Consider the following 24,724-nt stretch of genomic DNA (forward strand, 5'->3'; position numbering starts at 1 on the left):
TCAATGAAATTTGCATTCGTTTTTCCCGGTCAGGGTTCGCAATCGGTCGGTATGATGGCCGGTTACGATGATTTACCGATCATACGTGATACATTTGTTGAGGCATCGGATGTTCTTGCACAGGATTTCTGGGCGTTGGTTAACGACGGACCTGTAGAAGACCTGAATCTGACAGTGAATACACAGCCGTTGATGTTAATGGGGGGAGTGGCTGTGTATCGTGCCTGGGAAGCCATGGGGGGTGAAAAACCTGCGCTTTTGGCGGGACACAGTCTGGGTGAATATACCGCACTGGTTGCGTCGGGTGCGTTAAGCTTTGCTGATGGACTTAAACTGGTTCGTTTTCGTGGACAGGTCATGCAACAGGCTGTACCGGAAGGTGTTGGCGGTATGGCCGCCATACTTGGATTGGAAGATGCGGCTGTAGAAACAGTATGCCAGGAGGTCGTGGCGTTAAACAATCAGGAATCTCTGGAGCCGGCCAACTTTAATTCGCCGGGGCAGGTGGTTATTGCAGGGCATAAGAATGCAGTTTTGAAAGGTATTGAACTGGCCAAGGAAAAAGGGGCCAAGCGCGCCGTAATGCTGCCAATGAGTATTCCGTCGCATTGTCAGCTCATGAAACCTGCGGCCGAGAAAATGCAGCAACAGCTCGAACAAGTGTCATTACGATCGCCGGATATTCCGATCCTGCATAATGTTGACGCAAAGTCGCACGATGATGTGGATTCGATTAAGGCTATTTTGACCAGGCAACTGTTCAGTCCCGTTCGTTGGGTCGATACGATAAAGGCTTTTGCAGCGGAAGGGATCACACATAGTGTCGAGAGTGGTCCGGGAAACATTTTAACCGGGCTCAATAAACGTATTGATCGTAATTTGCAACATGTGTCGCTGACCAGCAGTGAGGCAATCAGGCAGGCGGTGGCCAATTTCAAATAACTGGATATGCAAGGAACAATGCCTACAGCTATCAGGCAGCGATAGGTGTAATGGAGGAACGATTTGGAAAATAAAGTAGCATTGGTGACAGGCGCCAGTCGGGGTATAGGACAGGCTATTGCACAGAAACTGGGGCAACATGGCGCTACTGTAATGGGTACTGCGACGACTCAAAATGGTGCGGAAGCGATCGGCCAGTATTTGCACAGTGCAGGGGTTCGCGGTATGGGTGTTGTTTTGAATGTCAATGATACTGATCAAATCAACAGTGCGTTTGAGACTATTCGCGAGAAATTCGGTGAAATTGAAATTCTGGTCAACAATGCAGGTATTACCCGTGATAATCTCCTGGTGCGGATGAAGGATGAGGAATGGGACGATATCATGGAAACCAATCTTAAATCGGCTTTCCGACTAAGCAGGGCAGTACTTCGAGCCATGATGAAAGCACGTTATGGACGCATTATTAATATTTCTTCTGTTGTCGGTTCTATTGGAAATATAGGACAGACAAATTATGCTGCTGCCAAAGCGGGCATATTCGGTTTCAGTAAATCATTGGCGCGCGAAGTGGGAAGCCGTAATATCACGGTAAATTGTATTGCGCCGGGATTCATTGATACAGACATGACCCGTGCGCTCAGTGAAGCGCAACAACAAAGCCTGATCCAGCATGTGCCTTTGGGACGGCTGGGGCAATCGGAAGAGGTTGCTGCAGCGGTGGCTTTTCTTGCATCGTCTGCGGCGGGCTATATTACCGGTTCTACACTGCATGTGAATGGTGGTATGTATATGGATTAACAGGTTGTATGAATAATGATTGCAGGTATTTGTTTTTTAGTAATATTCCTGTAATATTTTTTTCTGCTGCAGGTATTGTTTCAGTTTATTTTCTTGTTTTGCAGAATTTTAAAATTTGTTAAAATACGAGATCTATTTCTTACTTAGAAGGAAGCATTTAAATGGAAAACATAGAACAGCGCATAAAAAAAATCGTAGCTGAGCAACTTGGTGTAAAAGAAGAGGAAGTAAAAAACGAATCATCATTTGTGAACGATTTGGGTGCAGATTCACTGGATACAGTGGAACTCGTGATGGCGCTAGAAGAAGAATTTGAATGCGAGATTCCAGACGAGCAGGCCGAAAAAATCAATACCGTCCAGGAAGCGATTGACTATGTCAGTGAGAACGCAAGCAATTAATTATATTACGTAATTCAACGGAGTCATTTTGTCCAAACGCAGGGTGGTTGTTACCGGGATGGGAATTGTCTCACCCGTTGGAAACACAATTTCAGGAGCATGGGAAAATATCGTGGCCGGCAAGTCCGGTATTTCCCGCATTACCCGTTTTGATGCATCAGCTTTTGCTTCTCAGATTGCCGGAGAGGTGGATGATTTTGATATCAGTGAATATCTTCCATCCAAAGAGGCGCGCCGGATGGATATTTTTATCCACTACGGTATGGCTGCAGCAACCCAATCAATCAAGGATGCGGGTATAGAAGATATATCCGAGCTGGAAGCCGAACGCATCGGTGTGAATATCGGTTCGGGCATTGGCGGTCTGCCGATGATTGAACATATGGATGAAGCCTATCATAAGGGTGGACCCCGAAAAATTTCGCCTTTTTTCATTCCGAGTACGATTATCAACATGATTTCGGGAAATCTATCCATAAAGTATGGGTATAAGGGCCCTAACATTGCAATCGTGACCGCATGCACGACAGCGACGCATAGTATCGGAAGTTCGGCACGGATGATTGAATATGACGATGCGGATATCATGATTTGTGGCGGCGCCGAGTCCTGTGTTACACCTTTGGCGATTGGGGGTTTTGCAGCTGCCAAGGCATTGTCGGTGAGTAATGATAATCCCGAGGCGGCGAGTCGGCCGTGGGATCAGGCGCGCGATGGTTTTGTGTTGGGCGAAGGTGCCGGCGTGCTGGTACTGGAAGAATTGGAGCATGCCAAACGCAGGGGTGCGACCATTTATGCCGAGTTGGCCGGTTTCGGCATGAGTGCAGATGCTTATCATATGACTGCACCGAGTGAAGATGGTGAAGGTGCTGCGCGTTGCATGATAAATGCGCTTAAAAATTCAAAGATTGATCTATCAGAAGTTGACTATGTCAATGCGCATGGCACATCAACACCTTTAGGTGATATTGCAGAGACCATTGCAGTAAAACGGTGTTTTGGTGAACATGCCAAGAAACTTGCTGTAAATTCAACAAAATCAATGACTGGACATCTGCTGGGTGCGGCAGGCGGTATTGAAGCCATTTTTTCTGCGTTGGCTATTTATCATCAAATTTCTCCACCGACAATCAATCTGGATAATCAGGATCCACAGTGTGACCTTGATTATGTCCCCAACGAAGCACGAAGAATGAATATTAATGTTGCATTGTCTAATTCCTTTGGATTTGGTGGCACCAATGGAACGCTAGTATTTCGAAAAATGTAACGTTTAATTTGATGGCGCATGCGTACGCTTAAACGCCTTTTCATTATTTTTTTAAGTTTCCTTCTTGTAGCCACTCTGATCTCGGGGTGGCTTTATCATCATTATCATCGCGATATCGTACTGCCAGAAATTCCCTATGAATTCTCGATTGATTCCGGTAGCAACCTGAAACAGATTGCCCGGAAATTGCATGATGCAGGCATTCTTCCCGATCAATGGTCTTTTATACTGCTGGCGCGCTACCAAGGTAAAGAGTCGGCAATCAAAGCCGGTGACTATTGGCTGACCGAAAATCTTTCACAAATTGCATTGCTGGACTATTTGATCAAGGGCGATATCCGACAGAATAAAGTCATGTTTGTGGAAGGTTGGACTTTTTCCCAATTCAGAACGGCATTGTATGATCATCCGGATATACGAAATACAACCGCCGATCTGAGTGATGCGGAAATCATGCAACTACTCGGTGCCAACGAAGAATTTGCCGAAGGCATGTTTTTCCCTGATACCTATTATTTTGTCAAAAACAGTACGGATATTGAAATTCTGCAGCGTGCCTATCAAACCATGCAGAACCATCTACAAGCAGCCTGGTTGGAACGCATGGATTCTCTGCCGCTGAAGTCGCCATACGAGGCGCTTATTCTGGCATCCATCGTTGAGAAAGAAACCGGCTTGGAAAGCGATCGTGCGGAGATTGCCGGCGTTTTTATCAATCGTTTGCGTATCGGTATGCGGTTGCAAACGGATCCGACCGTAATTTACGGTCTCGGTGATCAATTCGACGGTAATTTGCGCAAAAAAGATCTGCAAACAGACCATGCTTTTAATACCTATACCCGGGGAGGGCTGCCACCGACTCCGATTGCCATGCCGGGACTTGCATCGATATATGCAGCTGTAAATCCCGCCACGACAGATGCACTTTATTTTGTGGCGAAAGGCAACGGAGAGTCAAAATTTTCTACTAATCTGGCAGACCATAACCGTGCAGTAAACAAATATCAGAGACGGCGAAATAATTAATCATGGTGTTAAAACAAAAATTAGCATTTTGTGGCGCTGCATGACACAGTTTTCAATCGTAGTACCCACACTGAACGAATCAGAAAATATTGATTTATTGTTAACCCGGCTTTTCGCACTGAATATTCCATCGGACAATTTTGAAGTCATTTTTGTCGACGACAGTTCAAGCGACGGCACGCCTGACAAAATTCGCGCCTGGCAGAAGTATTCTAATATCCAACTGATCGAGAGGACCGGAAAACCGGATTTAACCACTTCCATTTTGACCGGTGCAGATGTGGCACGCAGCGATGTGATTGTAGTCATGGATGCCGATCTCAGTCATCCGCATGAACAATTAAATGCCCTAGTGACGCCCATACTGCAAGACGGCTACGATGTGGTTATCGGCAGCCGTTATATCAACGGCGGCAACACGCATAACTGGCCAGTTTATAGGCAACTGTTGTCGCGAATGGGGGGCTGGTTAGCGCGCCCGTTTTGCGATGTCAGTGACGCAACATCCGGTTTTTTTGCATTTCGCAAGGAATTGGCGGCAACTGTTTCCAAACAGGCTCATGGTTACAAAATTTTGCTCGAAATCTTGATGGCTAATGATGGCAATTTGCGCATCAAGGAAATACCGATCTGCTTTCGCGACCGTGTGCGTGGGACTTCAAAGCTATCGTTTTCTCATCAACTGGCTTATATGCAGCGCCTGATGACATTGGCGGGTGGTGCGGTAACCCGGCGTACAGCCGGACGTTTTGCGCTCGTCGGATTGCTGGGTGTAATGGTGGATATCCTTGTTTTCAAGTGGATGATTGATCATGAAGCCGGGCTTGCACTGGCGCATTTTGTCAGTTTTTTTGTTGCTGTGAGTGTGAATTATACGTTGAATGCAACCTGGGCATTCCGCCAGCAGCATGCCAGTTATCTACAATGGCACCGGTTCGGCCGTTTCTTAACGGTGGGCGTGCTTGCGCTTTTGTTGCGTGGCGGGGTACTGGCTTTGTTCGTTTATATTGGACATTTGCCGCCTTCACTCGCTATATTTCCCGCAATTATGACAACCGCGCTTGTTAATTATCTGGGTTCCGCTTTTTATGTTTTTCCGGACGAAAAGTATCGACCGTCACTCAATATACGCTGGCGGGTCGCAGCGATAGGCGTTGTTTCATTTTGTATCGTACTGCGTTTGATTTATCTGGGGCTTGCGCAATTGATTCCTGATGAAGCCTATTATTGGCAATATGCGCAACATATGGATTTGAGTTTTTATGATCATCCGCCCATGGTTGCGTGGCTGATCTGGCTGGGCACAGCGGTGCTGGGCGATAACGAGGCCGGCGTGCGTGCGGGTGCATTTGTGTGCAATCTGATCGCTCTGGGTTTTCTGTATGCTTACGCGCAGAACTTGTACGACAAGTCTACTGCAATGCGGGCGGTATTGCTGTTTTCCGTGTTACCGCTGGGATTTCTGTCCGGTTTCATAATGACACCGGATGCGCCGTTGGCTGCGACATGGATAGCAACGCTTTATTTTATGGAGCGAGCGTTGGTTGCGGGTCAGCGATCTGCATGGCTGGGGATGGGCATTGCATTTGGCCTGGGTTTATTGTCAAAGTATACGCTGGCTTTGCTCGGTTTGGCGGCGTTGTGTTATGTTTTGATCGATCCGGTCGCGCGTCGCTGGCTGGTTCGTCCGCATCCTTATCTCGCAGCTATTCTTGCATTGCTTATTTTTTCGCCAGTACTGATCTGGAATTTTCAGCATGAGTGGACCTCCTTTATGTTCCAGACAACTCGGCATGTGGCAGATCAAAGTCAGTTTTCAGTGCATTATTTTATGGTTTATATCATGATCCTGCTGACGCCCATAGGTTTCTTAGCCGCCATACTGGCGTTGCGCTCAAGCGGTTTTAAGGATGATGATGCGGTAAAACACATGTTGCCAGCAAGAAAACAGTTGTTTGTTCAGATTCTTACCGGCGTTCCGCTTTTTATTTTCTTCATTTTCAGTATTTTTGATCATCCGAAATTTCACTGGACCGGACCTGTCTGGTTTGCGGTACTGCCTTCTGTTGCAGCAATGATGGGTTATGCAACCAGCTCGGGCAAGTTGTCGGAATGGTTGCAGAAAACATGGCGGATTACTATTGCAGCTTGCTTGTTTGTCTATGCATTTGCCCTGCATTATCTTGTGCTGGGCATACCTGGATTACCGTATCACTTTTTTACCGAGCATTATTTCTGGCGCGAAACAACACTCGAAGTCGAGAAAATTGCTGAAGAAGTCAGGCAACAGACACAACAGGAGCCTATTATCGTCGGGATGAGCAAATGGTCGGTAGCCAGCAGTTTGTATTTTTATAACCATGCGCGCGGCAATCTGGATATTCGTTCGCGTAATTTATTTGGCGATAGTGGTGCGATGTATAACCTCTGGTTTCCATCGCAGCCACCTACCAATCGGCCAATTATCCAGATCGGTATGAAAGCGATTCAAATTGAGCGGATCAGGGACGGCGATAATTTGAAGCAAATGCTTGTTCAGCCAGGCGAAATTAAATATCGAATGATCCAGAGGGATGGTATATTACTGAGGCGTGTGTATTATCGTATTTCAAAAGGGTTTGGCGGAATACCGATTTGAAACAATAAGAATTTTGAGCAGGGTAGATTTTCTTTTCTTAATGCAGTGAATTGATCTACCGTTAAGTTACTTACCCATATTGGCCTAAAGAAGTAAACCAGAATTCGATATACGATGTTTTTCAAAACACAAATTTTTCTATTACTGCTTTTTCTGATGTTGACTCGAAGTCTGGCCGCAGCGAACAGCACGGATGCGCATGTAACGAAAGATCAAGATATTTTCGCAATGAGCCTCGAGGAATTAATGAATGTCGAGGTGGTCAGCGTATCAAAAAGATCGCAGCGCTTGAGCGAAGTTCCTTCTGCGGTTTTTGTTATTTCTGGCGAGGACATTCGTCGTTCGGGTGCGACAAGTATACCTGAAGCGTTGCGCATGGCGCCGGGTGTACAGGTTGCGAGAATAGGAACAGATAAGTGGTCTATCAGTATTCGTGGTTTTAACGGCCGTTTTTCCAATAAGCTGTTGGTTCTTATGGATGGGCGCAGCGTCTATACACCGCTGTCTTCGGGCGTCATTTGGAGTCAGCAGGATACATTCATTGAAGATATAGACCGAATAGAGGTTGTCCGTGGCCCGGCTGCGACGCTGTGGGGTGTCAATGCAGTCAATGGCGTCATTAATATTATCACCAAGAAGGCTGAGCAAACGCAGGGCGCACTGTTTACAGCCGGCGGCGGCAGCTTTGAACAGGGTTTTGTCGGCGCGCGTTATGGCGGGAAAATCAATGAAGATACCCCTTTTCGTGTTTATGCCAAAGGATTTATCCGGGACCATACCACAACACTGTCGGGTGCCAGCGCAAATGATAACTGGCATTCCGCAAGGGCAGGTTTTCGTGTGGATCATGTGCGTGGTAACGATGATTTCACCCTGCAGGGTGATATGTTTGTCAATGGTATTACTGATACTGTGATACCCCCCGTTTTATTACAATCGAATTCTAACCCGCATATCATAAATCGCAATGAGACCGGCGGTAATATTCGCTTGCGCTGGGATCGCAGTATTTCCGAGCGGTCCTCGATGATGCTGCAAACATATTATGACCGTGTGAGTAATCAACTTGCGCCTCAGGCCAAATACGTTGAAAGTTTTGATACCGAATTTCAGCATCGGTTTCCGTTGTTTGACAGACATGATCTGACCTGGGGGGTGAATTATCGTTTATTCAGTACGAATGCGCGCGATACATTGTTCACTACTTTTGTTCCCCGACAAGCGTCGAACTATTTTGTCAGCGGTTTTATTCGTGATGAAATCAGCGTGTTGCCGGACAAACTGAAGTTCTCGCTGGGCGTGCGTCTGGGTTATAACAATTTTAGCGGTGTCGAGGTGCAGCCGAATGCGCGTATTATGTGGACGCCGGATACCCGGAACTCAGTCTGGGCCTCAATATCACGTGCTGTTCGCACGCCTTCTCGCGGAGAACATGATGTGATAATTAATAACGGTGTTATCCCGCCTCAGCCCGATTTGACGGGCTCTTCGTTACCCATAATGCAAGCCATTCTTGGGTCGAATCGTTTTGGCTCTGAGAAGCTGATTGCCTACGAACTCGGTTATCGTCATCAATTTAACACGCATGCGTCTATAGATATCGCCGGTTTTTATAATGACTACAGCGATTTGCGCGACTTTGAAGTGGGTATGATCAGGACGGTCGCTGGAGCGCATCGCGATCTGATTCTTACGTTACTCCAGCAAGAGCATTTAATGCTGCCGGTATTTTTTAATAATCAGGGCTCTGCTCAGTCTTATGGCGCAGAAGTATCCATCGATTGGCGGCCTCATGAGCGATGGCGCTTGCAGGGGAATTACAGCTATCTGGAGATCGATACAAAATCAAATCCCGCCTTTGTTGAAATTGATGCTTCTACCGGCGGAGCGGGTAAAGCGAACCCGCGCCATCAAATGTCTCTGAGATCAAACTTTGATTTGTCCGAAAGGCTTCAGTTTAACCTCTGGCTGCGTTATGTGGATGATTTGCCTTTTTATAATATTTCAAATTATATAACCATGGATGCCAAAATGAGCTGGAAGCCGGTAAAAAATGTCGAATTTTTTCTCGTAGGACAAAATTTGTTCAGTGAGAATCACCGGGAATCGCAATCAGACTTTATTAATACCGTTGCATCACGCATTCCAAGAGGAATTTATACGGGGGTACGCTGGGATTTCTAGTTCCGGTAATGATTTTTTTCTGTAAGACCGGTTATCAAGCTCTGTTAATGCAATCTCTGTATTCAGCCGGAAAAATCCATAATACGCTTTTGCCCGTAGGAGTCAATGCTATACATTGACTGCTTTATGTCCGTTTCCTTATCCCTGAAAAAGCCATCAATCTTTCGCGCTTCATGTAAAACCCTGTAAAATTCGGCTATTCTGTCATTATTGGAGTTGCTGCAGGTTTTTTCATGAAGAAACATACTTTCCAGGAAATTATTTTTTCCTTGCAACAATACTGGGCCCGTCAAGGGTGTGCCATTCTTCAGCCCTATGACATGGAGGTTGGGGCGGGTACCAGCCATACCGCTACTTTTTTACGCGCGATCGGGCCGGAGCCATGGAAAGCGGCGTATGTCCAACCTTCGCGCCGTCCAAAGGATGGCCGTTATGGCGATAATCCCAACCGGTTGCAGCATTATTATCAGTTTCAGGTTGTATTCAAACCCGCGCCAAAAAACATCCTGGATTTGTATTTTGATTCATTGCGTGAACTCGGCTTCGATTTGCAGCAAAACGATGTACGCCTGGTTGAGGATGACTGGGAAAATCCGACACTGGGTGCCTGGGGATTGGGATGGGAAGCCTGGCTCAATGGCATGGAGGTTACTCAGTTTACGTATTTTCAGCAGGTCGGCGGTATCAACTGCAAACCGATTACCGGTGAAATTACTTACGGTCTGGAACGCCTGGCCATGTATTTGCAGGGTGTGGAGAATGTGTTCGACCTTGTATGGACAGAGGGACTGACTTACCGGGATGTCTATCACCAGAATGAGGTGGAACAGTCAATCTATAATTTTGAGCAGAGTGATTCTGACTATTTATTCCATGCATTCGCCAGTCATGAAACACAGGCTGAAAATTTGATCGAGCGCAAACTGGCGCTGCCTGCTTATGAACAGGTGCTTAAAGCCGCGCATACGTTTAACCTGCTTGATGCGCGCGGTGCAATTTCCGTCACTGAACGCGCTGCCTATATCGGCCGCATCCGCAACTTGTCGCGCAATGTGGCGCAGGCCTACTATGCCAGCCGGGAGAATCTTGATCCGCCGTTTCCAATGGCGCCACGTGAATGGGTCGCCCAAATGCCAAAATCCAGACCATCCACGGAATCGGTTGAGACAGCATGAACGACACGATGACGCAAAACTTACTCGTCGAGTTGCTGGTGGAAGAATTGCCACCCAAGTCACTTGAGAATCTGGCATTAAATTTTGCCGAATTGATTGAAACAAGCTTGCGGGACCATGGTTTGATTTCGGAAGGCACCAAAAATAAAAAAGTCTATGCCACTCCTAGGCGGCTGGCTGTTTGGATCGCTGATGTCGCGTCACAGGCTGCGGATAAGTCCGTTTCGCAAAAACTCATGCCGGTGAAGGTTGGATTGGATGAACACGGGAACCCCACGCCGCCATTGTTGAAGAAACTGGCCAATCTGGGTGCGGACGCTGCTGTTGTTTCACAACTGAAGCGTGTTCAGGACGGCAAAACAGAAACGTTATTTTTGGAGAGTGTTGTAACCGGAGTGAGCATAAAAGAAGGTCTGCAGAATGTGCTCGATATAGCCATCAATGCATTGCCGATCCCTAAAGTGATGACGTATCAACTGTCTGACGGCTGGGACAGTGTTAATTTTGTCCGACCCGCACATGGCCTGGTTGCGCTTCACGGCGCCGATATTATACCGGTAGCGGCGTTGGGGTTGTGTTCCGGGCGTGAAACCCAGGGACACCGCTTTGCGGCAAAAAACACAACCATACAGTTGCGGGATGCAGACAGTTATGCGCAACAACTGTTGACAGAAGGCGAAGTCATCGCCGGTTTTGAAGCGCGGCAGACTGAAATCATGCGCCAATTGAATGAAGCAGCTGCGCGAGAGAACCGGGTATTGCTGCAAGACAATGCTTTGCTCAGCGAAGTGACTGCGCTGGTTGAATTGCCCAATGTGTTGGTTGGACAGTTTGAGTCTGAGTTTCTTGAAGTGCCACAGGAATGTCTGATTCTGACGATGAAGGTTAATCAGAAATATTTTCCATTGATGGATTCCGATGGAAAACTGGCGAACAAATTCCTGCTGGTTTCCAATATCCGGCCATCCGATCCTGGCCTGGTGGTTGAAGGCAATGAACGGGTTGTGCGCTCACGTTTGGCCGATGCCAAGTTTTTCTTTGAGCAGGACCGAAAAAAAACACTGGAATCACGTCTGCCCGGACTTGATCATGTGGTATACCACAATAAACTGGGTACACAGGGCGAGCGTATCCAGAGGGTGCGCGTCATTGCCCGGTCGATCGCCTTGCTGCTCGGCGGTGAAACGCTCGCGGATGAAGCCGGTAAGACGTCGCTGTTAGCCAAAACGGACCTACTGACTGAAATGGTCGGTGAGTTTCCTGAACTGCAGGGTGTTATGGGCTATTACTATGCACTGCACGACGGACACAGCGAAACGATCGCGCATGCTATCGAGGACCATTACAAGCCGCGTTTTTCCGGCGATACGTTACCGCGCAATACTGTCGGTATCTGCGTTGCGCTTGCGGATAAACTTGAAACACTGACCGGTTTGTTCAGTATTAATCAGATTCCAACCGGTGACAAGGATCCGTTTGCATTGCGCCGCCACGCGTTGGGCGTGATTCGCATGCTGATTGAAAAAGAATTGCCCTTATCGTTGGATTTTCTGCTTAAGGAAGCCAGACTGGCGTTTGATGACAAGTACCCGGACGCAGCGGAATCCCCGTTGCAGTTTCTATACGATCGTCTGGCTGGTAGCCTGCGTGAACAAGGTTATCAGATACAGGAAATAGATGCTGTATTAAGTCTCTCGCCTAAAATGCTCCGTGACATTCCGAAAAGACTGGAAGCTGTACGGGCGTTTGAAAAGTTGCCCGAGGCAATCAGTCTCGCCGCCGCCAACAAGCGTGTAAATAATATTCTGGAAAAAGATTTCAGGGAAAAAGCCAACATTGGCTTGGGAAATCCTGGAAATATCCGGCTGGATACCGGGTTACTCAAAGAATCTGCTGAGCAGGCGCTTTATGAAAAACTGGAGACGGTAAAATCACAAGCTGATACCGCATTTGAGGCAGGCCGTTATACTGAGTCTTTGCAGGCACTGGCCGCGTTAAAGGCGCCGATCGATACCTTTTTTGACCAAGTGATGGTCAATATCGACGAAGCGGATTTGCGCGCAAACCGGCTTTGTTTATTAAACTTATTACATCAAGCCATGAATCGTGTGGCCGATTTATCCAAACTGGTTCGCTGATATGAAACTGATTATTCTTGATCACAACGGTGTCATTAACCAATGTAGCGAAACATTCATCAAAACCCCGGATGAATGGCAGCCTATTCCGGGCAGTATGGAAGCCATCGCACATTTGACGCATTCCGGCTATCGTATTGTTACAGCCACCAATCAGTCCGGTATCGGACGAGGTTTACTCGACATGGTGACTTTTAATGCGATTAACGACAAGATGTACAAGGCGGCTGCCCAAGTGGGTGGGCGTATTGATTCCATTTTTTTCTGTCCGCACACCGGTCATGACAAATGTAAATGCCGAAAACCGAAAACAGGCATGTTTGAGGAAATCATGCAGCGTTATGGTACGGATTTAAAGAATGTACCAGTCGTTGGTGATGCACTACGCGATTTGCAGGCAGCCGATGCAGTCGATGCATTACCCGTTCTGCTGTTGACCGGAAAAGGCAGGGCTACTCTGGAACAAGACGAATTACCCCCGCGAACACGGGTGTTTGATGACTTGTCTGCTGCAGTTGACGCGATTGTGGGACCGACTTGATGATGGCTTTGCTGCGTTCTACACTTTATATGCTGTTGCTTGTAATCATAACGCCGCCATACGCGATTTTTACGCTGGCCTGTTTTCCGCTCTCAGCGCATGCACGTTACCGGGTGACTTCAACGTGGACACGCATTATTCTATTTTTGTTGCATCATATTTGCGGCCTGCGTTACCGGATTCTGGGCGCGGAAAATATCCCAAAGACGCCGAGTATTGTGTTGTCTAAGCATCAGTCAGCCTGGGAAACACTGGCATTCCAGAAAATCTTTCCGCCGCAGGTATGGGTGCTGAAAAAAGAACTTTTGCGTATCCCTTTTTTTGGTTGGGGATTGGCCATGACAAGTCCGATTGCGATTGATCGCAGCGCAGGCAGGAGTGCTTTGGATCAAGTAGTTGACCAGGGTCAGGACCGATTAAAGAATGGTTTCTGGGTGGTGATTTTCCCGGAAGGTACGCGAATCCCGCCGGGCAAGAAAGGAAGATACCGCATTGGCGGTGCGTGGCTGGCTACGCATACCAATACACTTGTAGTGCCTGTGGCGCATAATGCAGGTGAATTCTGGGCAAGGAATGCATTTATAAAAAAACCAGGTGTCATTACCGTTAGTATCGGCAAACCGATCGACCCGACAGGAATGGAAGCCAACGCACTTAATGAACAGGTGGAAAACTGGATTGAAACCGAGGTGGCGCGCATCAGTCAAAGAAAAACGGCTGCGGTAGCAACCATTACCGATGATAACAAAGCCAACACCATGTAGTCATGTTGCAACGGATTTGTCTGGCAGGTCAGGCTATCGATTACCGGTTAAAGCGCACCCGACGCAGAACGATTGGCTTGAAAATTGACCATGAAGGGTTGCAGGTTTCTGTTCCGTTCGATTTTCCGCGTGGTTATCCCTATGCTCAAATTGATATGCTGTTACAGTCCAGAGCTGATTGGATACTCAAGAAGCTTGACGCATGGCAAAACAAAAAACAGTTGAATCATGCCGGGGCACTGCAGAACCAAGCGCTGTATCCTCTGCTCGGCGATTTATGGAGACCAGAGATAGAGATATCGGGTCAGATTCAAATGGTGCCTGTAGTGGGCAACGGGACAACAAAACCACCCGATTTGGCACTCCAGATTACCCCCGAACAATTGCAGAAATGGATTCATGCATGGTATCGGCAACAGGCCCTGATTTGTTTTGGCGAACGCATCGAGCTTTATGCGGATAAACTCGGGGTACCCAAACCGCCATTCAAGCTGTCAAACGCCAAAACGCGATGGGGCAGTTGCAATAGCCGCGGAATGGTTCGGTTGAACTGGCGTCTTGTTCAATTGCCGTTACATGTAGTCGATTATGTTGTTGCGCATGAGCTGTGTCATTTGATCGAAATGAATCATTCGCCCAGATTCTGGCAACGTGTTGCCGCTATTTATCCGGATTATCAACGGGCGCGTGCAAAGCTAAGAGAATGCCAATTTATCCATCTCATCTAACCGGACCGATAATTTGCTTGCCGGGGAATGAAGTCATCAATCAATTGTTTGCAGAAATGATTGATTATTGAGTCGAAGTCCGAGTTTGATTAACTCGGTATGCGGCATGCCGTTTCCTATGAGGTAGCCCTGTACAGCGTCACAACCTAGCGTTTGTAGGCGTTCATAAGTGGCCCGATTTTCTACACCTTCAGCAATGATATGCAAGTCAAGCTGATGACCTAAATTGATCATCGAACTCACTATGCGTTCGTGAACTGATTGCGTTAACATGTCTTTAACAAACATCTTGTCGATTTTTATTTCGTCCAGGGGCAATTGCAGCAAGCGCTCCATTGAAGAATAACCTGTTCCGAAATCATCCATTGCCAGCTTGAATCCGATATTTTTGAGTTCGTGCAGCGTTTCCAAAGAACCGGGTTGATTTTCCATAATGGTTGTTTCAGTCAATTCGATCATGACATTTTCTGGAGAAACTCCCCATATATTCACAGCCTGTTCAATCAGTTCGACCAGTTCCAGATCGCTTAAATCACTTGCCGACAAATTGACTGAAACACCTGTATTCATACCCGCCTTACGGTATTCTGCGCATTGTCGTAACGCAGTGTTAAAAACCCATAGTGTCAGTTTGGTCATCAATTCCGTTCCTTCGGCAACATGGATCAGTTTCTCGGGCGGAATAAACCCTCTTGTCGGATGGTTCCAGCGCAATAATGCTTCAGCCGACCGGAGCTTTCCTGTGGCTGTCCATAATTGCGGTTGATAGACCAGCTGCAGGTCGCCTGTTTCAATCGCGCGGTCAAGTTCTGACCAAGTATCTATACCGGAAAGAATCTGGTTTTTTTCTTTTTCGTCAAATAATTGAATCGATTCTCTATTGCGTTTGGCATGATGAAGCGCTGAACTTGCATTACTCATGAGCTGTTTGAGATCACCGCTATGAGTGCTATTGAGCGCGATGCCGATACGCGGCAATAAAGTGATGCGGCGATTATTGAATTGATGCGGTTGTGTAAAGATACGTATGATTTTGTGTGCGGCCAGTATTGCGTGATTGGCCGTGAGCAGATCGGAAAACAGACAACAGATCTGGTAACGCCCGGCCGGGCCGACAATATCCGTAGTGTTCAATGCATCGACCATTTGCTGGATCAACTGGCCGAGTATTTCATCAACTTCTGTATAGCCCAGAATCCCGTCAAGTGCAGGAAGTCCTTCCAGTTCTACCACTATGACGGCACTGTGAAGATCCGTATTGTTGGCATCGAATAGTGTTTTTGATGCAATACTTAGAAAGTCTTGATAGCTATGAATTGTCATGAATTGATTGACCGATATTTCATAAATAGTATTTTTTGATATCAATGTTATAGGCGCCGTGAGGCAGATCCTGCACGATGGTATATGGAATACCGTCAGGGCCGGGTTTCAGTAATTTTAAATCGCGTGTTTCGGGGCTGTCATAAGGTTTTTTATTCGTATCAAGCACAACCATGACTTCTGGCAAAGATCTTTTGGAACGGCTGTGCGTTAATACAATGGCCACTTCGCCACTATTGAGTTCCACCAGGCTTCCGACCGGAAAAAAACCGACGCAATGCGCAAATTGTTCGACCAGCGTTGCATTCAACCCGTAGCTCGATTGCTTCTTGAGGAGATTAAAGACCTGAGATGTTTTTGGCGTCGGCGAGTTTGGTTGCGATCTGACAAGCTCCTGGTAACTATCGACGATTGCGGCCATGCGGGCATAGGTATTTAGTTGATTGGCATTGAGTCCGCGGGGATAGCCGCTGCCATCTTCCCGCTCATGGTGTTGTGAAACGATATCAAATACTGCTTCAGGAATATCTCCCGATTGCTTGATAATTGTTTCACCGTGCGTGACATGTTTTTTGAGCTGTGTGAGTTCTTCAGCGTCAAGAAAATCAACTTTTGCCGTTATCTCGGCAGGAACACGTAATTTTCCGATATCCATAAGCAACCCGCCCAGTCCGAGCAAGGAGAGCTCCGCGCGTGGAAGACCCAGATGCCGGCCAAAAGCAAGCAGAAGAATTGAATTATTCACTGCATTGTCGTAAAGCAGTTCTCCTGATGACTTAAGTTGCGCGAGCAACAGCATCGCATCAGGATTGCGCACAATGCTGTCGCTCATTGCGTAGACAGCATTTCGCGCATCCCGCACCTCGATATTGTTGCTGTGTTCGTAGTTTGTCCTGATTGCCTTGATAACTTCCTGCGCGATATGATGCACCTTGGCGGCGACTGGAAGTTCTTCTTCAACAGTACGCGTATCGGTATAGATTTGACTGCCATGAAAAGGTGTCTTTTCAACAGCGGCTCTGGGCGTTTTATAGGCTCGTGGAGAAGTTTTTTTTGTTTCGTGGATTTTTACTGTATTCAATGTGCAGGAACTGTATTTCTTGACGATATGCGATTCGCTTTTGTTGAAATCGACATAAACAAATACACAGTGACGTTCTAACTCTAAAATGTCCTCCATGGTTTTAATCAGAATCCCCTGGATCGAGTAAGGTGTTTCCAGCCAGGGGCGGTCAAGCTTGCTGACATACATTCCGAATCTCAACTCCCGAACTCTTATTTTGTAGATGGATTGGCTGGTACCCATTCAGCACCTGTTGAAAAAGCAATTGCGAGCAATCTTGAAGCAAAACATAGGGCATTGATAGCTTAAATACAAATGATGCATTATTTTAATCGTTTCAATAAATTGAGCTTTTTTGACTTGTTGGTATCAATGTCGGTTTATAATTCAATATACTGCTGTATCGGTGTTGGTGTACATTCAAACGCACGTGCTGTGTTGTGTTTTTTTCAGCGCTTTCCAACAATAGTTATACCTGAAAATTGCCAGAACAAAATGAAGAAAAGAAGTTACAAAACGATCATTTCTCGCTTGTTTGATATCGATCGATGCTTTTTTACTGAATTCATTGGTGCGGATTGTCAGCATATGCCCATTGCAGTGTGTTGTGCTGAGTACAGAGCGACGTATGACTATCAGTCATTCTGGGATAAAAGAAAGGAGTGTGTTATGGTCAAAAATTTGTCTCCTGTTTCGATCATTCAGTGTCCCTCCGGAACTTCTTGAAATGTATCGATTCAAAAAATCCGGAAACATATAAAAAGCACATAAAAAATGACAAATAATAAGATTTGCAGACAAGCATTTACGCAGCTTTACCATGATATCGAGCAACAGATTGTCGGTCAGCAGGCATTGGTGCAGCGCCTTTTGCTGACATTGTTATGCGATGGCCATTTGTTGCTGGAAGGTGCGCCTGGTTTGGCCAAGACGCGCGCGATCAAGTCTCTGGCGAGTGGTCTGGAAGCCGATTTTCATCGTATACAATTTACGCCCGATTTGTTGCCAGCGGATTTAACCGGCAGCGACGTTTTTCATCCGGAAACCGGCAGTTTCACCTTTAATAAAGGGCCACTGTTTCATAATGTGATACTCGCCGATGAAATCAACCGTGCGCCTGCCAAGGTGCAGTCTGCTTTGCTCGAAGCGATGGAAGAGCGGCAGATTACAGTCGGTGCAGCCAGTTATCCATTGCCGCCGTTATTTATGGTCATGGCTACGCAAAACCCGATTGAGCAGGAAGGCACTTACCCGTTGCCTGAAGCGCAGCTGGACCGTTTTCTGTTGCATGTGCGCGTGGATTATCCGGATAAAAACGCCAGCCGTAGGATCCTGCAACTGGTGCGTCATGAGACCCTGTGTTCGCTGGATCGTAAAGCGCCTTATTCGCTCAGTAAATTGACACAGGAACAAGTTTTCACGGCCCGGCGTGAAATCATGCAGTTGCATCTGGCCGAAGCGGTTGAGGAATATATCGTTGAAATCATCGAAACAACCCGCAATCCCGCGCAATATGGGCAAGAGTTGTCCAGCTGGATTCGGTGGGGTGCGAGTCCGCGCGGCGCCATTGCCATTGAACGTGCTGCGCGCGCCACGGCTTGGCTGGCTGAGCGGGATTTTGTGACGCCTGAAGACGTGCAAAAAGTCGCAGCGGATGCATTGCGGCACAGAATTTTGTTGAATTATGAAGCAGAAGCGGAAGGCATCACTTCCCAGCAGTGTATTGACCAGATTTTAGTCAACGTACCGTCGCCATGAGCGAAGGCACCGCGCTGGAATTAAACGCCTTGATCCGGTTGCGTGCAACAGCGCGCGGCTTGGAACTCGGCGCGCGCAGGCGCGTATTGTCGGCGCAGGCGGGCGGTTATCTTTCGGTGTACCATGGCCGCGGGATGGAGTTCGATGAAGTGCGCGCGTATCAACCTGGCGATGATGCGCGAACAATTGACTGGCGCGTAACCGCGCGACGCGGACGTCCGCATACCAAGCTTTTTCGTGAAGAACGCGAGCGCCCGGTAATGTTTCTGGTCGATTTGCATCCGGGCATGTATTTTGGCAGCCGCACGCAATATAAATCTGTTCTGGCGGGCCGTTTGAGCGCTTTACTGGGGTGGGCGGCCGTGCGTGCGGGTGATCGTGTCGGCGGCATAATCCAGGCGGCAGGCCAGCACCGCGAAATACAACCGGCGGCGCGTGATTCCGGATTGCTCCCCCTGCTGCAGGCAATGATACAATTACAACCGGCTGAACCGGGCAATATCGTATCCGGCCGCATGGATCGTGCACTTGCACGCATGGCCCGGATTGCGCTTCCGGGCAGTATGATCATCATCCTCAGCGATTTCAGAGAACTGGGCGATAATGCTGAAAAATATCTGAGCGCCATGGGGCAGCATAATGATGTGATTGCTGCATTGCTTTATGACCCGCTGGAGGCATCACCGCCACCGGCAGGCTTTTATCGTCTTGGCGTCAATCAGAAACGCGTGTCTGTGGACACGAGCAATGCGTCGGTCATTGATCATTGGCAAACGCAATTTCAGTTGCATCGCGAGAAAATACGCGGCTTGTGCCTGCGTCATGCGATTCATATGTTGGAAATCGCCACCAATGATCCGATGGTGCCCGTATTGCGCGCCGGCTTGACCCGGCATAAAAAAGGGATCTAGGCGATATGATAGAAGATCCGCTTGCAGCACTGCGACCATTACATGCGCCTTCACCCGTCAGCTGGTGGCCGCCCGCGCCGGGGTGGTGGATTGCAGGTGTACTTGCGGTTATTTTTATCGTGCTGATTTACAGATACAAGAAACGCATTGCGCCGCAGCGCGCCGCGTTAGATGAACTCAAACTGTTGAAAAAAAATATGGACAATATTGCGCAGCCTGTCGCTATTGTGAATCAGTTGCTGAAACGGTATGCAATGGCCTGTTGGTCTGTGAACGAAGTCGCGTCGCTTACCGGAGAATCCTGGCTGGCATTTCTGGATGTTAACGGTGGCAACGGGAAATTTTCCGCTGGACCGGGGCAGTTATTATTGACCGATTCGTATAACAATGAACGTGCAGATTCAGAAGCACTGAATGAATTGATTGTGCTCGTTAACCAGTGGATTAAAATCAATACCCCACAAAAAAAGACAGATGTTTGAGTTTGCCTGGCCCTGGATGTTTGCGTGTCTGGTTTTACCGTGGATGTTTTGGCGTTTCTTGCCGCCGGTGACGGGGATAAATCAGGGTGTATTGTTTGCGCCGTTCATCAATGCCTATCAGGAAAAAACCACCACGATAATCAGCCGTTTTCAGTTGCGGTCCATGCGTACATGGGGTTTATTCGTATGCTGGTTTTTGCTGGTTGCCGCTGCGGCCAGGCCGCAATGGTTAGGCGAAGAAGCCGAATTGCCCGAAACGGGCCGTAATCTGATTCTGGCCGTCGATGTTTCCGGCAGCATGGAAATTGCCGATATGGGCGACGGGCGCACAAACCGGATGGAAGTGGTCAAACAGGTGGCCGGTGACTTTATCCGCCGCCGCGAAGGCGATCGCATCGGACTGATTTTGTTCGGCAGCGAAGCGTATTTACAGACGCCATTGACGTTTGACCACAATACCGTGGCCAGCCTGCTGCAGGATACTGTGATCGGTATTGCAGGCCGTGAAACAGCGATCGGTGATGCCATTGGTATGGCGCTAAAGCATATGCGGCATTTGAAACATTTGCAGGATGACCATGAAGAAGCGGTGCTGGTGCTGCTCACTGACGGCGCCAATAACGCGGGTCATGTCCAGCCGCGCAAAGCTGCGGAACTTGCCGCACAACAGGGGTTGCGGATTTATACCATCGGTGTCGGCGGTGAAGCGAGAGAAATGCAAAGTTTTTTCGGCATGCGTATGGTCAATCCGGCTTCCGATCTTGATGAGGAAACTTTAAAAATGATTGCTGACCTGACCGGCGGGCAATATTTCCGCGCAACAGACCGCGATACGCTGCAATCCATTTACGGTCAGCTGGATGAACTGGAGCCCACGTTAAAAGGCAGCCGCGTGGTGCGTCCGACAACTGAGCTGTTCATCTGGCCGCTGGGTCTTGGACTGATAATCAGTTTCATGCTTGCGGTGCGCTGGTGGCGGACGGGGTAATCAACTGTATTTAATGCTTTGGGTGTTATGAGTGAATTTCATTTTTTACGTCCATTATGGTTTCTGGCGTTGATACCGGCGGTATGGCTGCTGATCACACTTTGGCGTAAGCAGTCCGCAGGCGCGGCATGGCAGGCTGTCTTTGACCAGCCGTTATTGTCCGGCCTATGGCTGGAATCGCCCGGAAGATCGGCGCGCCTGCCTTTCGTTTTGCTTGCCGTAGGCTGGCTGCTGGCCATTATTATTCTGGCCGGACCGGTATGGGAACGTCAGCCGGAGCCAGTCTGGCAATCGCAAATGTCGCGGGTAGTCATCCTTGATTTGTCGCCAACCATGGATGCCCGCGATTTGACGCCATCGCGCCTGGAACGCGCGCGTTTCAAGATCATGGACATCCTGGAACGGTCGAGAGAAGGGCGCACCGGATTAGTCGTTTTTGCAGGCGAACCGCATATTGTCACGCCGTTAACCGAAGATAATGACACGATTAAAAATCTGATTACCGCACTGAGTACGGATATCATGCCTGCAAAAGGCGATTTTGCAGCGCCTGCATTACAAATGGCCGGCGATCTGCTGGACTTGAAAGGGATCAGGCATGGCGAGTTATTGCTGATTACCGACGGCATCGAAGATCCAGCCGCGGCGCTGGCCCAAGCGCGAAAATTGCGTGAACGGGGTTATTCGCTTTCCATATTGGGCGTCGGCACGGCGCTGGGCGGCGCGATCATGCACGACGGCGTTACCGAAGTCATCCGTTTTAATGCGGCACCGCTACAGGAACTTGCACGTGCCGGGGGTGGTGCATACAGTCAACTGACAACCGATGACCAGGACTTGAACCGGCTTTTGCCCGAAATTTCCGCCACCGGTGATTTCGGTCAAATGGAAAGCGGTGCAGGCGGCATTGAACGCTGGGTGGAATATGGCGTTTGGGTTTTGCCGTTGGTCGTATTGCTTGCCGCCGTATCGTTCCGCCGTGGCTGGTTGCTGGGATTTGCGGTTTTATTGATATCCCCGCCGCCGGCATATGCGTTTAGCTGGCAGGATTTATGGATGCGCGCGGACCAGCAGGCGCAAAAGCATTTGCAGCAAGGCGACCCGCAAACCGCCGCACAACAGTTTCTCGATCCCAACTGGCGCGGTATGGCATTGTATGAAGCCGGAGATTATGCCGCTGCGGCACAGGCGTTTGCCGAATCGGACGATATGGAAGCCAGATATAACCAGGGCAATGCGCTCGCCCGGGCAGGGGATCTGCAACAGGCAATCGATGCGTATCGTGACGTGCTGGAACAAAATCCTGCGCATGACGACGCCAAAGCCAACCTCGAATTGCTGGAAAAACTGCTGCAAGACCAGCAGCAGGATGGCGAATCGCAGCAGCAAAATGGTGATGGCGAGCAGGACGAAAAAGGAGAGGATGGGACAGAAAGCGGCGATGACCGAAATGAAGAAAATGGTTCGGAAGGCGATTCGGAACAAAACGATATGACGCAGCCTGAAGACCAAGCGCAAAACGACAAGCGCGACAAAAACGACGAAAGTGATGAACAACATGCCGAGGACACCCAGGCCGAACCGCAACCCAATGATGCGCAGCACGATGAACAACTGGACGAACAACAGGACGCGCGGCTGAATGCACCGACCCCAGAGGATGCGCCAGAAATACATGACACGCTGCCGACCGAGGAAGACATTGCACTGGAACAATGGCTGCGGCAGATTCCCGAAGACCCTTCCGGCCTGTTGCGCCGCAAATTCATGCTCGAACATGTGCAACGAAGACAACAATAGCAATGAATAGAAAACACATTATCTTGGTCATTACAGTTTTGCTGGGTTATTTGAGTATGTTTGCGCCGCCTGCTTTTGCCGCACTGACCGCGCAGCTTGATCGTGATCGCATCAGCGAGGGTGAAACCGTGCGGTTGACCATCGAAGCCGAAGGGCGGGTTTCATCCATGCCGGATACCCATCCATTGAACCAGGATTTTGACGTCACCGGAACCATGAGCGGCAGCCGCGTCAATATCGTCAATGGCAAAATGGATTCGCGCACTACCTGGACGATTTCGTTGATTCCCAAACGCAGCGGCGCATTGACCATCCCGCCACTCAATATCAATGGCGAATATACGCCTGAACTGACGCTGCAGGTTGCCGACGCATCCGTCAGCACAGACCCCGATAGGGCCGCGCCGATTTTCCTGGAAACGGAAGTCGATAAAACCGATCCGTATGTACAGGGCATGGTGCGTTACACACAACGGGTGTTTTTTGCCGTCAATCTGGCGCAGGGAACCCTGAGTGAACCCGAACATGAAAATGCGCTGGTGCATAAGCTCGGAGATGACCGTGAATACCTGGCGCAACCCAATGGCCGGTCTTACAACGTGATTGAACGGGAATTTGCCGTTTTTCCGCAGAACAGCGGCAAACTGGTGATTCCCGCGCCGGTATTGAACGCACAAATCCCGGATCAGACGCAGCGGCACGATCCTTTTTTTGACCGCTTTTTTTCCAACACCCGGCCTGTCCGGTTACGCGGTGAAACGATTACGCTGGATGTGCGGCCACGGCCGAGTCAAAGTAAATCGCCTTACTGGCTGCCTGCACAAGCGGTTGAACTGCATGAAACCTGGCAGCCCGAAGACAATCAAATCAATTTTGGCGACCCGGTTACCCGTACCATCACCATCAAAGCCTTGGGCGTGACGGGTGAACAACTGCCGGAACTGAAACTGAAGGATCCCGAGGGTTTCAAACTCTATCCCGACCGCGCGCAATCGAACACGCAAAACCTGCCGAATACTGTCCAGGGGGAAAAAACACTGCGACTGGCGTACATGCCCACGCAACCGGGCAAATACACGCTGCCGGCTTTTACCTTGCACTGGTGGAATACCGTCACTGACAGCGAACAGGTCGCCACACTGCCGGAGCGCACCCTGGAAGTGCTTCCTGCTGCCGGACAGCAGCAAAACCCTGCAGCAGCATTCAATGATTTTGCGTTTGAATTCGGTGAAACAACCGCACAACACGCTGGACAACACACTGCACAAGGAATGCCGGCAAACCCGCTGCTGCAAAGTGATTGCGCTGCAACGTCTTCAACTCTCAATCATTCCGGCTGGTTCTGGGCAAGCCTGTTGTTTGCCGCCTTGTGGCTGATTACCCTGGGGCTCTGGTGGAACAACAGACGCCATCGCGTGATTCAGGTGGGTGACGAGAAAAAAGTATCCGGCCAGGAATCCGGGAACAGCCGCAAAGCCAGAAAACTCTTTTTAGCCGCCTGCAAGGACAACAACCCCCAACAAGCGCGCCATTTTCTGCTCAAATGGGCGGCATGCCACTGGCCGGAGTCTCCACCCAAAGGACTTGAAGAGCTCTCGATGCGTCTGAATAATCCGGCTATCAGTGCGGCGTTAACACATTTGGATAGGGTGTTGTATCAGGATGATCCGGAAAGCTGGGACGGGCAGGAACTGGCGAAACTGATTGCTGAATTGCCTAGAACTGATTATGCGTCTAATAGTAATAAAACCAAAAGTGCTTTGCCTGGGTTGTATTCCTGAAAGAAAGGGT

At 48.8% G+C, this 24,724-nt stretch carries 20 protein-coding genes; 18 read left to right on the top strand and 2 right to left on the bottom strand.

What is annotated here, in order from left to right; genetic code table 11:
* Positions 1–3 precede the first annotated feature (3 nt).
* The 12 genes from fabD to MRK00_08165 all read left to right on the top strand — a co-directional run bounded on the left by fabD (position 4) and on the right by MRK00_08165 (position 14,608).
* Entirely contained in the window at positions 4–942 is a 939-nt protein-coding gene (gene fabD, locus MRK00_08110) for an ACP S-malonyltransferase (GenBank protein MDR4517335.1), read from the top strand.
* A 63-nt stretch (positions 943–1,005) separates the two neighbouring features.
* Positions 1,006–1,743, top strand: a complete 738-nt coding sequence (gene fabG, locus MRK00_08115; GenBank protein ID MDR4517336.1) for a 3-oxoacyl-ACP reductase FabG — start codon at positions 1,006–1,008, stop codon at positions 1,741–1,743.
* Positions 1,744–1,904: 161 nt separating this feature from the next.
* Positions 1,905–2,144, top strand: a complete 240-nt coding sequence (gene acpP, locus MRK00_08120; GenBank protein ID MDR4517337.1) for an acyl carrier protein — start codon at positions 1,905–1,907, stop codon at positions 2,142–2,144.
* A gap of 28 nt (positions 2,145–2,172) precedes the next feature.
* Positions 2,173–3,414, top strand: a complete 1,242-nt coding sequence (gene fabF, locus MRK00_08125) for a beta-ketoacyl-ACP synthase II (protein ID MDR4517338.1) — start codon at positions 2,173–2,175, stop codon at positions 3,412–3,414.
* An 18-nt stretch (positions 3,415–3,432) separates the two neighbouring features.
* Complete coding sequence (gene mltG, locus MRK00_08130) at positions 3,433–4,440, top strand: endolytic transglycosylase MltG (protein MDR4517339.1); 1,008 nt, start codon at positions 3,433–3,435, stop codon at positions 4,438–4,440.
* Between the two features lie 40 nt (positions 4,441–4,480).
* The gene (locus MRK00_08135) at positions 4,481–7,078 is read left to right on the top strand and encodes a glycosyltransferase family 39 protein (protein ID MDR4517340.1); all 2,598 of its coding nucleotides are present in this window, start codon (positions 4,481–4,483) and stop codon (positions 7,076–7,078) included.
* 156 nt (positions 7,079–7,234) lie between these two features.
* Positions 7,235–9,262, top strand: coding sequence for a TonB-dependent receptor (locus MRK00_08140; protein ID MDR4517341.1), 2,028 nt, complete (start codon positions 7,235–7,237; stop codon positions 9,260–9,262).
* Positions 9,263–9,495: 233 nt separating this feature from the next.
* Positions 9,496–10,437 carry a glycine--tRNA ligase subunit alpha gene (gene glyQ / locus MRK00_08145; GenBank protein ID MDR4517342.1) on the top strand — a complete coding sequence of 314 codons (942 nt, stop codon included), beginning with the start codon at positions 9,496–9,498 and terminating at the stop codon, positions 10,435–10,437.
* Positions 10,434–12,575 (top strand): glycine--tRNA ligase subunit beta, encoded by a 2,142-nt coding sequence (gene glyS, locus MRK00_08150; protein MDR4517343.1) that lies wholly within the window; start codon positions 10,434–10,436, stop codon positions 12,573–12,575. Before glyQ ends, glyS begins: the two co-directional genes overlap by 4 nt.
* A 1-nt stretch (position 12,576) precedes the next feature.
* Positions 12,577–13,116, top strand: coding sequence for a D-glycero-beta-D-manno-heptose 1,7-bisphosphate 7-phosphatase (gene gmhB, locus MRK00_08155; protein ID MDR4517344.1), 540 nt, complete (start codon positions 12,577–12,579; stop codon positions 13,114–13,116).
* Positions 13,117–13,118: 2 nt separating this feature from the next.
* Positions 13,119–13,880: a 1-acyl-sn-glycerol-3-phosphate acyltransferase gene (locus MRK00_08160; GenBank protein MDR4517345.1), complete on the top strand. Its 762-nt coding sequence runs from the start codon at positions 13,119–13,121 to the stop codon at positions 13,878–13,880.
* A gap of 2 nt (positions 13,881–13,882) precedes the next feature.
* The gene (locus MRK00_08165; GenBank protein ID MDR4517346.1) at positions 13,883–14,608 is read left to right on the top strand and encodes a M48 family metallopeptidase; all 726 of its coding nucleotides are present in this window, start codon (positions 13,883–13,885) and stop codon (positions 14,606–14,608) included.
* 36 nt (positions 14,609–14,644) lie between these two features.
* Here MRK00_08165 and MRK00_08170 read toward each other — a convergent pair whose 3' ends face one another.
* Entirely contained in the window at positions 14,645–15,931 is a 1,287-nt protein-coding gene (locus tag MRK00_08170; GenBank protein MDR4517347.1) for a GGDEF domain-containing phosphodiesterase, read from the bottom strand.
* A 19-nt stretch (positions 15,932–15,950) separates the two neighbouring features.
* Positions 15,951–17,237 (bottom strand): DUF3391 domain-containing protein, encoded by a 1,287-nt coding sequence (locus MRK00_08175; GenBank protein MDR4517348.1) that lies wholly within the window; start codon positions 17,235–17,237, stop codon positions 15,951–15,953.
* Between the two features lie 531 nt (positions 17,238–17,768).
* Here MRK00_08175 and MRK00_08180 point away from each other — a divergent pair.
* Genes MRK00_08180 through MRK00_08205 form a run of 6 tightly spaced genes read left to right on the top strand, consistent with a single transcriptional unit; the run spans position 17,769 to position 24,714 of the window.
* A complete protein-coding gene (locus MRK00_08180) occupies positions 17,769–18,752 on the top strand; it encodes an AAA family ATPase (protein MDR4517349.1) in 984 nt (327 codons plus the stop codon).
* Positions 18,749–19,663, top strand: coding sequence for a DUF58 domain-containing protein (locus tag MRK00_08185; protein ID MDR4517350.1), 915 nt, complete (start codon positions 18,749–18,751; stop codon positions 19,661–19,663). Before MRK00_08180 ends, MRK00_08185 begins: the two co-directional genes overlap by 4 nt.
* A gap of 5 nt (positions 19,664–19,668) precedes the next feature.
* Positions 19,669–20,145 carry a DUF4381 domain-containing protein gene (locus MRK00_08190; GenBank protein MDR4517351.1) on the top strand — a complete coding sequence of 159 codons (477 nt, stop codon included), beginning with the start codon at positions 19,669–19,671 and terminating at the stop codon, positions 20,143–20,145.
* On the top strand, positions 20,138–21,133 hold the full coding sequence (locus MRK00_08195) for a VWA domain-containing protein (GenBank protein ID MDR4517352.1): 996 nt from the start codon (positions 20,138–20,140) through the stop codon (positions 21,131–21,133). Before MRK00_08190 ends, MRK00_08195 begins: the two co-directional genes overlap by 8 nt.
* A gap of 27 nt (positions 21,134–21,160) precedes the next feature.
* Positions 21,161–22,933: a VWA domain-containing protein gene (locus MRK00_08200; protein ID MDR4517353.1), complete on the top strand. Its 1,773-nt coding sequence runs from the start codon at positions 21,161–21,163 to the stop codon at positions 22,931–22,933.
* A 2-nt stretch (positions 22,934–22,935) separates the two neighbouring features.
* Positions 22,936–24,714: a BatD family protein gene (locus MRK00_08205; protein ID MDR4517354.1), complete on the top strand. Its 1,779-nt coding sequence runs from the start codon at positions 22,936–22,938 to the stop codon at positions 24,712–24,714.
* Positions 24,715–24,724: the final 10 nt, after the last annotated feature.

Source organism: Nitrosomonas sp. (genome assembly GCA_031316255.1).
Lineage (GTDB): Bacteria > Pseudomonadota > Gammaproteobacteria > Burkholderiales > Nitrosomonadaceae > Nitrosomonas.

Coding starts and splice junctions, on each gene's coding strand:
- mltG (MDR4517339.1), top strand. CDS start 3,433: ATGCGTACGCTTAAACGCCTTTTCATTATTTTTTTAAGTTTCCTTCTT.
- MRK00_08160 (MDR4517345.1), top strand. CDS start 13,119: ATGGCTTTGCTGCGTTCTACACTTTATATGCTGTTGCTTGTAATCATA.
- MRK00_08175 (MDR4517348.1), bottom strand. CDS start 17,237: ATGGGTACCAGCCAATCCATCTACAAAATAAGAGTTCGGGAGTTGAGA.
- MRK00_08185 (MDR4517350.1), top strand. CDS start 18,749: ATGAGCGAAGGCACCGCGCTGGAATTAAACGCCTTGATCCGGTTGCGT.
- MRK00_08170 (MDR4517347.1), bottom strand. CDS start 15,931: ATGACAATTCATAGCTATCAAGACTTTCTAAGTATTGCATCAAAAACA.
- acpP (MDR4517337.1), top strand. CDS start 1,905: ATGGAAAACATAGAACAGCGCATAAAAAAAATCGTAGCTGAGCAACTT.
- glyQ (MDR4517342.1), top strand. CDS start 9,496: ATGAAGAAACATACTTTCCAGGAAATTATTTTTTCCTTGCAACAATAC.
- MRK00_08135 (MDR4517340.1), top strand. CDS start 4,481: ATGACACAGTTTTCAATCGTAGTACCCACACTGAACGAATCAGAAAAT.
- glyS (MDR4517343.1), top strand. CDS start 10,434: ATGAACGACACGATGACGCAAAACTTACTCGTCGAGTTGCTGGTGGAA.
- MRK00_08190 (MDR4517351.1), top strand. CDS start 19,669: ATGATAGAAGATCCGCTTGCAGCACTGCGACCATTACATGCGCCTTCA.
- MRK00_08165 (MDR4517346.1), top strand. CDS start 13,883: ATGTTGCAACGGATTTGTCTGGCAGGTCAGGCTATCGATTACCGGTTA.
- fabD (MDR4517335.1), top strand. CDS start 4: ATGAAATTTGCATTCGTTTTTCCCGGTCAGGGTTCGCAATCGGTCGGT.
- MRK00_08195 (MDR4517352.1), top strand. CDS start 20,138: ATGTTTGAGTTTGCCTGGCCCTGGATGTTTGCGTGTCTGGTTTTACCG.
- MRK00_08205 (MDR4517354.1), top strand. CDS start 22,936: ATGAATAGAAAACACATTATCTTGGTCATTACAGTTTTGCTGGGTTAT.
- MRK00_08200 (MDR4517353.1), top strand. CDS start 21,161: ATGAGTGAATTTCATTTTTTACGTCCATTATGGTTTCTGGCGTTGATA.
- MRK00_08180 (MDR4517349.1), top strand. CDS start 17,769: ATGACAAATAATAAGATTTGCAGACAAGCATTTACGCAGCTTTACCAT.
- gmhB (MDR4517344.1), top strand. CDS start 12,577: ATGAAACTGATTATTCTTGATCACAACGGTGTCATTAACCAATGTAGC.
- MRK00_08140 (MDR4517341.1), top strand. CDS start 7,235: ATGTTGACTCGAAGTCTGGCCGCAGCGAACAGCACGGATGCGCATGTA.